Annotated in this window: 14 protein-coding genes and 1 tRNA gene; 10 read left to right on the top strand and 5 right to left on the bottom strand. The window is 46.6% G+C overall.

Annotation, left to right across the window (positions count from 1 at the left end):
* Positions 1–14 precede the first annotated feature (14 nt).
* Together U5R06_04280 and U5R06_04275 are read right to left on the bottom strand one after the other, a co-directional pair.
* Positions 15–1391, bottom strand: a complete 1377-nt coding sequence (locus U5R06_04280; protein ID MDZ7722048.1) for a TolC family protein — start codon at positions 1389–1391, stop codon at positions 15–17.
* A 29-nt stretch (positions 1392–1420) separates the two neighbouring features.
* Entirely contained in the window at positions 1421–2020 is a 600-nt protein-coding gene (locus tag U5R06_04275) for a TetR/AcrR family transcriptional regulator (GenBank protein MDZ7722047.1), read from the bottom strand.
* A gap of 294 nt (positions 2021–2314) precedes the next feature.
* On the opposite strand from U5R06_04275, the gene ispG reads away from it, so the two are divergent.
* The 8 genes from ispG to U5R06_04235 all read left to right on the top strand — a co-directional run bounded on the left by ispG (position 2315) and on the right by U5R06_04235 (position 8023).
* Positions 2315–3373 carry a flavodoxin-dependent (E)-4-hydroxy-3-methylbut-2-enyl-diphosphate synthase gene (gene ispG / locus U5R06_04270; protein MDZ7722046.1) on the top strand — a complete coding sequence of 353 codons (1059 nt, stop codon included), beginning with the start codon at positions 2315–2317 and terminating at the stop codon, positions 3371–3373.
* A complete protein-coding gene (ftcD, locus tag U5R06_04265; GenBank protein MDZ7722045.1) occupies positions 3373–4386 on the top strand; it encodes a glutamate formimidoyltransferase in 1014 nt (337 codons plus the stop codon). Before ispG ends, ftcD begins: the two co-directional genes overlap by 1 nt.
* Positions 4383–5312, top strand: a complete 930-nt coding sequence (locus U5R06_04260; GenBank protein MDZ7722044.1) for a PfkB family carbohydrate kinase — start codon at positions 4383–4385, stop codon at positions 5310–5312. The genes ftcD and U5R06_04260 overlap by 4 nt, the downstream gene beginning before the upstream one ends.
* A complete protein-coding gene (locus U5R06_04255; GenBank protein ID MDZ7722043.1) occupies positions 5309–5839 on the top strand; it encodes a peptidylprolyl isomerase in 531 nt (176 codons plus the stop codon). The genes U5R06_04260 and U5R06_04255 overlap by 4 nt, the downstream gene beginning before the upstream one ends.
* A gap of 44 nt (positions 5840–5883) precedes the next feature.
* Positions 5884–6558 carry a glycosyltransferase family 2 protein gene (locus U5R06_04250; GenBank protein ID MDZ7722042.1) on the top strand — a complete coding sequence of 225 codons (675 nt, stop codon included), beginning with the start codon at positions 5884–5886 and terminating at the stop codon, positions 6556–6558.
* Positions 6559–6682: 124 nt separating this feature from the next.
* A tRNA-Pro gene (locus tag U5R06_04245) sits at positions 6683–6760 on the top strand.
* A 122-nt stretch (positions 6761–6882) separates the two neighbouring features.
* A complete protein-coding gene (locus U5R06_04240; GenBank protein ID MDZ7722041.1) occupies positions 6883–7812 on the top strand; it encodes a DUF368 domain-containing protein in 930 nt (309 codons plus the stop codon).
* 88 nt (positions 7813–7900) lie between these two features.
* Positions 7901–8023: a hypothetical protein gene (locus U5R06_04235; protein MDZ7722040.1), complete on the top strand. Its 123-nt coding sequence runs from the start codon at positions 7901–7903 to the stop codon at positions 8021–8023.
* Between the two features lie 434 nt (positions 8024–8457).
* Here U5R06_04235 and U5R06_04230 read toward each other — a convergent pair whose 3' ends face one another.
* Positions 8458–8634, bottom strand: a complete 177-nt coding sequence (locus U5R06_04230) for a hypothetical protein (protein MDZ7722039.1) — start codon at positions 8632–8634, stop codon at positions 8458–8460.
* 144 nt (positions 8635–8778) lie between these two features.
* Positions 8779–9240, bottom strand: coding sequence for an IS200/IS605 family transposase (gene tnpA / locus U5R06_04225; GenBank protein ID MDZ7722038.1), 462 nt, complete (start codon positions 9238–9240; stop codon positions 8779–8781).
* Positions 9241–10116: 876 nt separating this feature from the next.
* On the opposite strand from tnpA, the gene U5R06_04220 reads away from it, so the two are divergent.
* Both U5R06_04220 and U5R06_04215 read left to right on the top strand, forming a co-directional pair.
* A complete protein-coding gene (locus U5R06_04220) occupies positions 10117–10350 on the top strand; it encodes a hypothetical protein (protein ID MDZ7722037.1) in 234 nt (77 codons plus the stop codon).
* Positions 10351–11449: 1099 nt separating this feature from the next.
* Positions 11450–11686 (top strand): hypothetical protein, encoded by a 237-nt coding sequence (locus U5R06_04215; GenBank protein ID MDZ7722036.1) that lies wholly within the window; start codon positions 11450–11452, stop codon positions 11684–11686.
* A gap of 1181 nt (positions 11687–12867) precedes the next feature.
* Here the strand turns inward: U5R06_04215 and U5R06_04210 are convergent.
* On the bottom strand, positions 12868–13932 hold the full coding sequence (locus U5R06_04210; protein ID MDZ7722035.1) for a glycosyl hydrolase: 1065 nt from the start codon (positions 13930–13932) through the stop codon (positions 12868–12870).
* Between the last annotated feature and the right edge of the window lie 200 nt (positions 13933–14132).

Genomic DNA, 14132 nt, shown 5'->3' with positions numbered 1-14132 from the left:
GGTTTCTCCCAAAGTTATTCTAATAGTCCGGTTAATGTTCCTGTTGCTTTGCGCAGTTCATATCTGGCCATTTGATAATCAAACAAAGACCGCAATTCGTTCAGCTGCGCCTGAGTCATCGCCGACTGGGCAGCCCAGACATCCAGTTGCGTGCTGGCGCCCTCTTCGTACATCATATTGGCCAGCCGATAAGACTCTTGCGCGAGTTCCACGGACTGCGCGGCGGCCTGATACTTTTCGCCGGCTTCCTGAAGATTATTATATGACATTTCCACTTCTGCGACAATGCCGTCTTTTAGCTGCTTGTCATGATCCAGGACGATTTTATAGTCCAGTTTGGCTTTTTGATAGGATTTATTGTTTTTGAATCCGCTGAACAGCGGCACCTGCAAACTGATACTTGAAGTAAAACCCTTGCTGAATTCATTCTGATTCAGTTTCCAGTCGTTCTGGTTCGCCATATAGGAATAATCGGTTTGGAATATCAATTTCGGCATAAACGCACTGCGCGCCGCTGTAATTCCCTTTTTGGCGATATAACGCTGTTCATGAAACGCCTGTACCTCGGGACGATATTGCAGGGCTTTGTCTTTCAGATCGCTCAAGGTCATTTCTGCCATGGATTCCTGTTCATAGAGCAAATTGCCGTCTACTTTTAGTTCCTGATTCCTGGGCAGACCCAGGACCATACGCAATTGTGTTAATGCAATCTGATAATTATTTCGGGCTGAAATAGCCTGGGGCTCTGTATTGGCCACATTGACCTCGGCACGCATTTTATCAAACCGGGATGCCGTACCTGCATTGTATTTTTTCGTCACCACATTTAGATTGGCCTTTGCCTGTTCCAGCGCCTCTTCCTGAACCGTCACCAGCTCTTTGGCCAAAATACAGGAGTAAAACGCCTGGGTTGAATTGTAAATCAATGACTGTTTTCTGGAAGCCTTGTCATATTCGGCGGCCTTGACTCCGGCCAAAGCCATTTGAATTCCGGAGAGTCCGGCGCCGCCGAGAAATAAAGGCTGCTGCAAGTTTGCGCCGTAACGGAACGAATTCTCCAGTCCAAACGCCACTTCGATATAGTCCGGCATCTGGCTGCTGAATTGATCCGGCAACGCCGGTTTTAAAAAGTTGGGCATTCGGGTGGTTTGAATATCCCAGTTGTGCTGAACATTGGCGTTGGCATTCACCTGCGGCAGCACCTGTGAATAGGCCTCCCACACACCGGCCTCGGCTTTTTGCACCTGCTTTTCAGCGCTCTGGTAACCCGGATTGTTTTCCAGGGCGATAGAGACACTTTTATCGAGTGTCAGAACCATAGGCTCCTGAGCCTGCAGCGAGACACTGATTAAAAAAATGATACACAACCCTGTGTACATTAGACGTTTCATAAAATCCTCCATGATCTCGAACTTTTTTTTTATTCATTCAATCCTTTAAAAAGCATTTCAACAATTTCTTCAGCCAGGTCATCGTTCAAAACATCCTCTTGCGAATGCAGTTGCTGCCAGATAAATGACTGCAGGACCCCGCCAACGATTCGCGCCGCCAGTTCAGGATGCGCGCTGGCGCCAAACTCACCTGTTTCAACAGCTTCCTGAATCATGGTTATTAATATTTTTCCTCGTGCTTCAGCTTCCGCCTGCATATCCACCAGAACCGGTTCCTTTTCCATTGAGGTGAACAGTTTTTGAAAAAAGCGGACATAATCCGGATGTGTCTTTGCCGCCTGGAAAAATTGTTTAAAAATCAAAACAAGCCGTTCCTTGACCGGAATGGGTTGTTTTGATGCTGACTCTAGGGTAGTAAACACATGATCCACACCGGTCTCGATCAGTTCTTTGTAAATACCCTCTTTACTTCCGAAATAATAATAGATCGTCGGTTTGGAAACATTGCATTTCTCGGATATTTCCCGCATGGAAACACCGTTATAGCCTTTTTCGGAAAAAAGTCTTGCAGCGACCTGAAAAATGGTGTTTTTTGTAGAACTGCAGTGCCTGTCATTTTGCTGCATCATTATATCCCGTTTTATGACTTACCGTTCGGTAAATTCAAGACGAATATTTTTTCTCATTGTTTCAACCAATCGCCTGATTTTAACATTTAATTTGACAAAATATTGCAAAATCTTACCTACCGTTCGGTAAATTTTCTTGTATAAACGTAGTGCAAGTCAAAAGGTTTCATATTTTAAAGCATTTTTCAGAATCTTTACACAGATTTTCCCGTTAAATCGGTGCTAACTATTCTGTAATGCTTGCTTTTCAGCAATAAATTTTATAAAATACAGGCTGAAAATTATGGTAAAATTATGATCAAACGCAGAAAAACCCGTAAAATATTTGTAGGGAATATTCCGATTGGCGGCGATGCTCCAATAGCTATTCAGAGTATGACCAATACAGATACAACAGACATTGCCGCCACTGTAAACCAGATCAAGGCTCTGGAAAGCGCCGGTTGCGATATTGTACGCACGGCCGTTCCGCAAAAACAGGCGCTAACCGCGTTTGCAGAGATCAAGAAACAAATCACGATCCCCCTGGTGGCGGACATTCATTTTGACTATAAACTGGCCCTGGGTTCACTGGACGCAGGAGCGGACAAAATCCGTATTAATCCCGGTAATATCGGAAAAAAAGAATATGTAGAAAAAGTCGTAAAAAAAGCGGTCCGATATAAAATCCCCATACGAGTCGGTGTCAATTCCGGTTCAATTGAAAAGGATTTATTGAACGAGGAAGGCGGCGCCACAGTCAATGCACTGGTGCGCAGCGGATTGCGCAATATCGACCTGTGCAGAGAGTTTGGGGCGGAAGATTTGGTCTTGTCTCTGAAATCATCCGATGTTTTAAAAACCATTGAAGCGTATCGATCCGCCGCGCGTCAAACCGATGTGCCTCTGCATATCGGGGTAACGGAAGCCGGGACGGTAAAAAGCGGCACGATCAAAAGCGCGGTGGGACTGGGCATCTTGCTCGCGGATGGTATTGGAGATACCCTGCGCGTCTCTTTAACAGGAGATCCGGTGGATGAAGTGACGGTCGGGCGGCAAATTCTGAAAAGCCTGAATCTCACACCTCCGGGTGTGAACATTATTTCCTGTCCCACCTGCGGACGAACTCGGGTGGATATGATTCCGATTGTGGACAGCGTAGAGAAACGTCTGGCGGGTATAGATAAACCACTGACACTGGCCATTATGGGCTGCGTGGTAAACGGACCGGGAGAAGCGCGGGAAGCGGATATCGGTGTCGCCTGTGGAAAAGACAGCGCTGTTTTGTTCAAAAAGGGAAAAATCATCCGCCGAATCAAAGAGGATCAGATTGTGCAAGAGCTGATAAACGAGGTAGAGAACTGGAAAGGTTGATGAAACTGGTAGAATGCGTGCCCAATTTCAGTGAAGGACGGGATGCCAAAAAAATTCAAACTATCCATGATGCGATCACATCGGTGTCCGGGGTAAAGGTACTGCATAGAGACAGCGGTTTTGATGTAAACCGAACGGTCATCACCTTTGCCGGAGACAAAATGAGTGTCTTCCAGGCCGCATTTAACGCCATTCAAACAGCTTTTGAATTGATTGATATGCGCTCTCACAAAGGTGTACATCCCCGGGTTGGCGCCACAGATGTGTGTCCGTTCATTCCATTAAGTGGTACGTCGATGCGGGACTGTATATCGCTTGCCCGCGAACTGGGGAAAAAAGTAGGCGCAGAACTTGACATACCGGTTTACCTATACGCGCATGCGGCTCTGATAGATGCCCGGCGCAATCTTTCCTGCATCCGAAGCGGTGAATATGAAGGATTTCAGACAAAACTCGAAAAAGCTGAATGGAAACCTGACTTTGGTCCCGCACGCTTTAACCCTGTCAGCGGAGCCACCGCCATTGGCGCTCGTCCTTTGCTCATCGCTTATAATATAAATCTTGACACAGAGGAACTTGATATTGCAAAAGAAATTGCAGCCGTTGTCCGGGAATCAGGAAAGCGCCTTGTTGATCCGGACGGCAGTGTAAAGAACATCCCCGGCCGTCTCAAACAGTGCAAAGCAATTGGCTGGACCCTGAAGCAATATAACAAAGTTCAGGTGTCCATGAATCTTGTTGATTTTACCGTAACACCGATGCACACAGCCTTTGAAACCGTCAAGGAAGAGGCAAAAAAAAGATCTGTGCATGTTACCGGCAGTGAACTGATTGGCATGTGTCCGCTTGAGGCGCTTTTGCAAGCGGGGCGGTATTATTTGCAATCAGATTCAAAACCGGATCAATTGATTCAAACGGCGGTGCAGGCGCTGGGGCTAAATGACCTCGGTCCTTTTGACCCGGACGCCAAAATCATAGAACGACAAATCACAAAACTATTTGATGAACCATGACAAAGACCATACCCTATCGATGCGTTGGTTTGGGGTTAATTGTTGTCGACCATTTACTGTTGACACAACATTATCCGGAACCCAACACAAAAAATATCGTTGATCATTATGTGATGCAGGGCGGCGGTCCTGTCCCCACAGCGCTGGCTGTGCTGGGACGATTGGGCATCCCCGGCACATTTATCTCTACGGTTGGTGACGATGAAATGGCGGATTTTCTGCAGCACGAATTAGAGCAGTTTCATGTGGATTGTTCCGCTCTGGAAAGACATCCGGATCGGATGACAGCCGAATCATTCGTCATTATCGATCAACGAAACGGAGACCGAACTATTTTTCTGAATCGTAATGGCAGTAGTATTTCAGACCTGAATGAGGCCTGTATAAACCACATACGCGAGGCTGAGATTCTGCATATAGACGGTCGAGACATTGACCTTTGTATTGAAACCGCTCAAATCGCCCGTCGACACAACACTCGGGTGTCTATTGATATCGGCAGCAACCGGCCCATTCCGGAAGAATTGCTTCAATGGGTTGATATCGCCATAGTCAGCGAGACGTTTTCAGAGCATCAAATAGAAAAAAGCCCTCTGAAAAGTGCGAAAAAATTATTAGATTTCGGTATTACAACCGCGGCGGTTACCTGTGGGGCCCAAGGCAGTTACTGGGCCAGCAGAGAGGAATCGTTTCACCAGCGCGCATTTCCGGTCCCGGTTGTAGATACCACAGGCGCGGGAGATGTATTTCACGGCGCCTCTTTATACGGCATCATGAATGGTTATACATTAAGGAAAACAGCACAATTCGCTTCAGCGGTTTCCGCGATCGTCTGCTCTCACATCGGCGGTAAACCGGGAATACCTGATCTTGGACAAATAGAACATTTTATTAATACTTTAACCGTATCATCGGAGGATTTATGAAGCATCGTCATATGTCAGTTTTGCTGTTGGGCATCATTCTGTTGTATGCTGCGTTGGGCGCTGCACAGGTCAGAACCATGTACGTCAAGGTAGCGGAAGAAAACCTGCGTATCGCTCCCAACGGCCGTAAAATCGGCACTATTCTCAAAGGCACGGAAATGACCATTCTGCAGGAACGGGACAACTGGGTGCAGGTGCAACTCACCGGCTGGTTCTGGAAGCCGTCCCTCACCGCATTCAAAGCTTCAGACGATTCCGGAGAATTTCATGCGCTGCATATTATGGTCAAAACGCGGGAAAAAGCGCAGGAGATCAAACAAAAGCTTGAACAGGGTCAGGATTTTTCAACATTGGCTCGCCAACATTCAATCGCGCCGAGCGCCTCTATTGGCGGTGACCTGGGTTATTTTGATCGCGGAGATTTTAGTCAGAAAATAGAGTCTGTGATTGTATCGCTTGATGTCAACAAAGTCAGTGATATTGTAGAAACAGCGCATGGTTACAATATTTTCAAACGTATAGAATAAATCACTTGCATCAATCATTTTTTATTGTTATATTTTAAGACTTTATGAGTTCTTGTTATATTGCAATTTTAGCATATAATGAAGAATCGACGATTGAATCCTTGATCTTTGACATAGCAAAGTATATTCATCCCGAACATATCCTGATTGTGGATGACGGGTCCGTTGATGCAACGGCGGAACGCGCGAGAAAAAGCAAGTGCACCGTGCTCTCTCATCCTTGCAATCTTGGCAAGGGTGATGCCATTCGGTCAGCTATCCGGTTCGGCGTGGCTCACAAATACAGATGGATGATCATGATGGATGCGGACTTGCAGCATCCCCCCAGTTCTCTGCCGGCTTTTTTTCATGCGATTGAAAGCGATGTTTCGGATGTCATTATCGCAAATCGAACCGATCGGCAGCGCTGTATGCCGGCCCATCGTCAATTGAGCAACGGGATTACTTCCATTATGGTCTCGCTTGTTTCCGGCGCACGCATCCGGGACAGTCAATGCGGATATCGCGCCTTGCGATTAGACGCTCTAAAGGCCATGAATTTCTGTGAACGAGGGTTTCAAGTTGAATCTGAAATGCTGATTAAACTGGGTAAAACCGGGAGCCGTTTTGCAGAAATCCCCATTCGCACCGTGTACACAAATAAAGGCAGCGCCATTCATCCGGTTCGGGATACTCTGTTGTTTGCCAAACTCATTTTCAAAAGCCTGACCTGGCAGTGAATCAAAACAAAGGTTTTTATCAAAGCTGATAACATTGAGGTCAATGGATTAAAAGTTGGCGAATTAATAAAATATACCCGCCCCTGGCGGGTTGTTTCAAATCTCAAATACATTCTCCCAATATCGGGGCGTAGCGCAGTCCGGTTAGCGCGCCTGCTTCGGGAGCAGGAAGTCGGAAGTTCAAATCTTCTCGCCCCGACCAGAGCTGGTTTTAAAAAAACCAGCTTTTTTTTGTTATAGCAGCCTGTCCCCATTTCCCAAGGGGCTGGTCATTGTATTTTTATTTCGAACCTTATATCGGCATTACACAAAATCGAGCGGATCATGAAAAAACACCATCTCATCCAATTTTTGCAGGGACTTGCATTGGGCTCCGCCAACGTTATCCCCGGCGTGTCCGGCGGTACCATGGCGCTGTTGTTCGGCATTTTTGAGCGGCTCATCAATGCCATCAAATCGTTTAATTTGACGGCGCTGCAATGGCTCGGACAGCGTGAATGGCGTAAATTTGCCCAACACACCGATTTCGTGTTTCTGATGTCCCTGCTTTTCGGGATCGTCGCTGCCATTCTGTCGCTGGCAGAATTATTGGATTTTCTCTTTCAGCGCTATCCGGAATGGGTATGGTCTTTTTTCCTGGGGCTTATCCTGGCCTCGGTCTATTTTGTCGGCAGACGCATCGAACACTGGCGCCCGCCGGTGTTTATCATGCTGATTGCCGGGGCAGCCCTGGCGCTGTTTATCTCGTTTGTCAATCCCGCCACCGAAAATGACGGTTTTTTTTACCTGATTCTTTGCGGCGCCGTCAGCATGTGCAGCATGATCCTGCCCGGACTTTCGGGGTCGTTTGTTCTGGTTTTAATGGGGAATTATCAACTGGTCATGATTCATGCTGTGAGTCAGCGCGATTTTACCATCCTTTTGCCCGTCGCATTGGGCGCGGGACTCGGTTTGGTTTTATTCGCCAATTTGATTGCATGGATTTTTAAACATTTCCGCAATGCGACGCTGGGATTGCTCACAGGATTTATTTTCGGATCGGTCGGAGTGTTGTGGCCGTGGAAAAACACACTGTATCTGCGGGATGCTGCCGGGGAATTGATCATCAAGGAAGGTGAGGCGGTCATTACCGGCTATCGGCCGTTTTTCCCGGATGTCTTTACGTCAGAGTTTGCGGTTGCGCTGCTGCTGATGGTTGTTGGGGCGGGTTTGATTATTTTGATTGAGCGGTCCGCGCCGGAGAAAGAATCGTAGAACAGCAAATTGATCTATCGTCTCACGAGAATCAATATTCATATTCCAGTCGAATTCCGGCCTATTCCGTCCCGACGGGACGGGGACCATGATGATGATTCTGACTAGAGATATTTTGTCCCTACGGGACAAGGCCGCGGCCGGCATTGAATGCAATAGCGGCAAGAGCGCAGACCGTATCCCCATCGCCCACCGGCGGATTCATTCGTAGACGGTTGAGCGTGGCCGCGCTCTACCTGCCCATGGAATACCAGACAGAACGATCGCACCGCCCCAATTTGCAAAAACATATTCAAATCCGCAAAACACTCGCTATAATGAAACTTTGCACAATCCCCGTCCCGGCAGGGACGGCATATCTATAGCTACAATCGTCGTTCGAAACCGGCGGCCCGTAGGGTCGCAATATGAACAATTTTAATCAGGGTGTGGAAAATCAATTTCAGCACATCCCGGAATCAATCGTTGGCATCGTTGACCGACGTCTCCGGCATATGCCGCCCCGAACGGGGCGCCTTTTTTTGTTCGCATGGGTTCTATAGATATTTTGTCCCTACGGGACAGGTTGGGGTGATGACAGAAAAAAATATCCTGGAGAATGTTCAATTTATACTGACTAGGAAATGTCCAAAGCATAGAATTTGATCAAATATCTTTATTCACCATTGAAAAAATTCGGACAGCTGTTTCTTCAATGATGCACAATCCCCGTCCCGGCAGGGACGGTATATCTATAGCTACAATCGTCGTTCGAAACCGGCGTCCCGTCAGGGACGCGATAGGCGCAATATTAATCAGGGTGTGGGAAACCCCTTTCAGCACATCACATGATTAATAGTATGTTGCGTTGTTTGTAAATTACGGCATATCCAATTTCGAGACAAAGGACAAACTGTATATTAGATTAGATATAAATTCTGAATCCACGTGCTTTAATGACGACATATGCAACTTTGTTATTTCATTCTACTCAATATCATAAAAAATATAACGATCACTGTAATCAACGTTAAAATTATCTAAAAATTCGATATATTCTGTCCTAAAAGATTTCTTTCTATGATGTTTTTCCTGATTTTTTATATACGTCGCAACATTATTGATTTGTGAGTGCGAATACGAAAACGCTCCATATCCGGCTTGCCATCCGAATTTTCCACAAGCCAGTCTACGCTCATTAATCCAGGTAGACGAACATCCCTTGATATCCTGAAGAAGGTCAGGTATTAATTGGTGCGGCTTATAACCAATAAATAGGTGCAAATGATCCGGCATTCCATTTATTGCAATGAGTTTGTGCTTGTTATTCTGAGCAATTCCGGTGATATATTTATAAAGCTCATCTTTCCAGTCCGATTGAATCAAAGACATTCTGTTTTTCACTGCGAACACGAATTGAAGGTAGATTTGTGTATAGGTATTTGCCATTGTTCCCTCCTAGTGATAGATCCCCAGGTTGATATATATTTTGACGTTGTTTGTATTTAAAATATGTAAATTGTATTAAAAAAGCAAAGAGCTTTTCTATTAATGGAAACAATACTCAATATTTGAGGTTTGCTTCCGTTTCCGGCATATCGCACCCCTAACGGGGCGCTTTTTTTTGGCCGCATGGGTTCTATAGATATTTTGTCCCTACGGGACAAATTTGGTAAATGACAGGATTGAATATAATAAAGAAGCATAACCGAATTCCTGTGCCCATGAAAAATCAGACAAGATGATTACGTACAATTATTGCTTTTTATTACGTATAAATCCGTGGCGGCAGCGCAGACCGCATCCTCTTCGCTCACCGTCCCGGCGCCAATCAGCCGAAAGGCAGACGCGATACCGGGGCTCTGAAATAAAAGCCTCCGTTAGCCGGCAAAGGCTAACGGACGGTCATTGGCGAAGGAGACGATCAAAACCTGTATTTTAAAATAGCTTGCGATTCAGACAAAGAATCGCTTGAGTATTTTTTCCTTTCCGAACCCAGAGACCCTGTCCGCCCACCGGCGGATTCATTCGTAGACGGTTGAGCATGGCCGCGCTCTACCTGTCTACGGAATACCAGGCAAGAGGATTCCGTATAAAAATTGACTTTGACACCGTATAATCCGGGCATGGATCATCAGCTCAACGGCGGCCTTTCTCAAAAAACGCAAACCATTTTTCGCCCGCGCACCGCCAAATTTGCAAAAGCATATTCAAATCCGCAAAACACTCGCTATAATGAAACTTTGCACAATCCCCGTCCCCGTAGGGACGGCATATCTATAGCTACAATCGTCGTTCGAAACCGGCGGCCCGTAGGGACGCAATATGAACAATGTTAATCAGGGTGTGGAAAATCAATTTCAGCACATCCCGGAATCAATCGTTGGCCGCGTTGCACGCCGTCTCCGGCATATCGCACCCCGAACGGGGCGCGTTATTTTTCGCATGGGTTCTATAGATATTTTGTCCCTACGGGACAAGGCCGCGGCCGGCATTCAATGCAATAGTGCCAAGAGCGCAGACCGTATCCCCATCGCCCACCGGCGGATTCATTCGTAGGCGGTTGAGCGTGGCCGCGCTCTACCTGTCTACGGAATACCAGGCAAGAGGATTCCGTATAAAAATTGACTTTGACACCGTATAATCCGGGCATGGATCATCAGCTCGACGGCGGCCTTTCTCAAAAAACGCAAACCATTTTTCGCCCGCGCACCGCCAAATTTGCAAAAGCATATTCAAATCCGCAAAACACTCGCTATAATGAAACTTTGCACAATCCCCGTCCCCGTAGGGACGGCATATCTATAGCTACAATCGTCGTTCGAAACCGGCGGCCCGTAGGGACGCAATATGAACAATGTTAATCAGGGTGTGGAAAATCAATTTCAGCACATCCCGGAATCAATCGTTTGCATCGTTGACCGACGTCTCCGGCATATCGCACCCCGAACGGGGCGCGTTATTTTTGTTCGCATGGGTTCTATAGATATTTTGTCCCTACGGGACAGGTTGGGGTGACGCCGGGATTAAAGGAAGTGGAAAGTTTAAATTTATGCTATCAACGAAATATAAAATATACAAAAGCTTGACATATTCAAACCCGGGAAACACTCGATATGCTGAACCTTCAATGATGCACAATCCCCGTCCCCGTAGGGACGGCATATCTATAGCTACAATCATCGTTCGAAACCGGCGGCCCGTAGGGACGCGACAGGCGCCATTTTAATCAGGGTGTGGAAAATCAATTTCAGCACATCCCGGAATCAATCGTTGGCCGCGTTGCACGCCGTCTCCGGCATATCGCACCCCGAACGGGGCGCCTTTTTTTGTTCGCGTTTGTTCTATAGATATTTTGTCCCTACGGGACAGGTTGGGTGTCGTTTGGATCAATATCATGATTAAAAATAGCCATTGACGACGGACGTAAGGTTTACGTTCCGGCATAATCCATCCCAATGGGACGGATTATCTGGTAGCACTTCTGGCTACAGATATCTTGTCCCCACAGGACAGGGTGTGTTGCCTGGAATGAAGGCGATGAAAAGATAACTCTGCATGCTGAACCTTTGTTTATGCAAAATACCAGTCCCGGCAGGGACGGCATATCTATAGCTACAATCGTCGTTCGAAACCGGCGTCCCGTTAGGGACGCGATATGAACAATTTTAATCAGGGTGTGGAAAATCAATTTCAGCACATCCCGGAATCAATCGTTGGCCGCGTTGCACGCCGTCTCCGGCATATCGCACCCCGAACGGGGCGCGTTATTTTTGTTCGCATGGGTTCTATAGATATTTTGTCCCTACGGGACAAGGCCGCGGCCGGCATTCAATGCAATAGTGCCAAGAGCGCAGACCGTATCCCCATCGCCCACCGGCGGATTCATTCGTAGGCGGTTGAGCGTGGCCGCGCCTCCCTGCCCATGGAATACCAGACAGAACGATCGCACCGCCCCAATTTGCAAAAGCATATTCAAATCTGCAAAACACTCGCTATAATGAAACTTTGCACAATCCCCGTCCCGGCAGGGACGGTATATCTATAGCTACAATCGTCGTTCGAAACCGGCGTCCCGTAGGGACGCGATATGAACAATTTTAATCAGGATGTGGAAAATCAATTTCAGCACATCCCGGAATCAATCGTTTGCAGCGTTGACCGACGTCTCCGGCATATCGCACCCCGAACGGGGCGCGTTATTTTTGTTCGCATGGGTTCTATAGATATTTTGTCCCTACGGGACAGGTTGGGGTGACGCCGGGATTAAAGGAAGTGGAAAGTTTAAATTTATGCTATCAACGAAATATAAAATATACAAAAGCTTGACATATTCAAACCCGGGAAACACTCGATATGCTGAACCTTCAATGATGCACAATCCCCGTCCCGGCAGGGACGGTATATCTATAGCATTATTCGTGACAGAAAATCAGGCGTCCCGGCAGGGACGCGATAAGCGTCATGTTCGTTATCGGTCGGTAAATTTGTCCAGCACATACCGGAATTAAGGTTTTACGGCGTTGTTTCACGATTCCGGCATATGCCGCCCCGAGAGACGCGACAGGTCCCGCTGGGACGGGGGCTCGGGGGCATTTCTGGCTATGCGTCAAAGGAAGAAAATGCAGTTGAAAAGAGCAAGTCTTCATGTCCAACTGGTGCTCAGCCTCGAATCATTGGGAAATCTCGTCCCGGTTAATGTCATTGAATTGAGTAACCATTTTTCCCCAAAATGCGGTTTTTTAATCGTGATTTACTGTTTGGTAATTTTGAACAAAAATCAGCAGATCGTCTGAACGTATTCGCTCATCAAATAATGTAATAAGGTTTTCGTTCATCTAATCTAAAGGCTACCAAGCTTGAACGGCTTTGAATAAGGTTTAAATCTTGCTGTTTCGTATTGAATATTGTGTGATATCCATTTTAAGGTTTTACAATTCAATAATCAAGTTCGTTGCCCAATTTTTAATATTTCAAAAAAGCAGACAAACAATCAAACGCTCAAAAAATGAATTTATATTTTCTCCCCAAAAAGCGCCTGCATAAAGCGCAGGCGCTTGTGAATGATAGTATTTTTTATTCAAGGGTAACGCGGTACTCGCCCTTTGCATTCTTTTCAATCTCATCCATCGTAAGGACTCTGGGTGAGTTATACAGCGCTCGCACGGAATCGGGATCATTGGCTTTGAACAGCCAGTTGGCCCATCCCATAAACCAGGTCCATTGCGGCTGTTCATCAAGAATATCAGGTTCAGGCATTTTTCCGATTTCACCCAGCGAAATAACTTTATCGCCGGCCAGTTCAATCAAATCATCATGATGACTCTGTTTGTAATCATTGTGATAGACATCAGCGGCCAGCACATCAACATATTCGAGTCCGGGAAAATAGAGATCATAATCGTATGCCTCGTCGCCCGGTGTATCGCGCGGTGCGTTGGGATTCCATACCCAGATCAGATTGTTGAGGTTATGATGATTGACCAGACGATCATACATCATTTTCCACAGCTTTTGGAAACCGTCCTCTCCCCTTTTGTCACACCACCAGAACCAGATACCGTTCATCTCATGGTAGGGCCGCCAGAGCACCGGAACATTTGCTTTTTGCAGTTCCTTCAAATGCACAGCCACATGATCAACCTGTTCCCGCCATTGTTGATTCAGCTGCGTGCCCGGAGTCGTCAAACTGTCCCATTGCTGCTCAGAGACTCCCGGCTTCCACAACCAGATGCTCTCATGATCACAGGAATCGCCGTCCGCGGGAAAACAGGCATGCCACATTAATGTGATGATATGTCCCCTGGCATACAATTCCTTTGCTGTCTCGACCATGTTGCTCCTGACAACCGCCGGATCATTGCCGCGAAAATTGAAACTGAAATCTGATCCCCAGACCACAGGCATTGAACCGGTCATTTCTTCAACAGCCGTTGAATATTGCAGCGGATTATTGGGACCATTATGATGTCCGGACAACACATATTCGCCTCTGATCTCGTACAGAAAATCCAGCAAGGCACGCGCCTCCGGTATGGTATCGGGATTAACCGGTTGCGGATGATCGACACCGGATTGGCATCCCACCATCAGTACAACAGCCAAACCGGCCAGAAAGAGGGTCAAAAGTTTTAAATCCATAGTTCTCTTCTCCTGTTAAGGTGATCTAAATCGTTTTCGGTTTCTTGCAAACTACAAATACAGCATGATTTTTTCAAGTTATATTTTCAGGTATGACAATAAATTACAAAACGGACAGAGAACAGAGGGCAGAGGGCAGAGGACAGAGGACAGAGGACAGAATTAGCTAATAAATAATGAAATATCAAGTAATTTTTCAG

It is taken from the genome of candidate division KSB1 bacterium (assembly GCA_034521575.1).
GTDB lineage: Bacteria > Zhuqueibacterota > Zhuqueibacteria > Residuimicrobiales > Krinioviventaceae > JAXHMJ01.
This window is presented reverse-complemented; position numbering and strand designations above follow the sequence as displayed.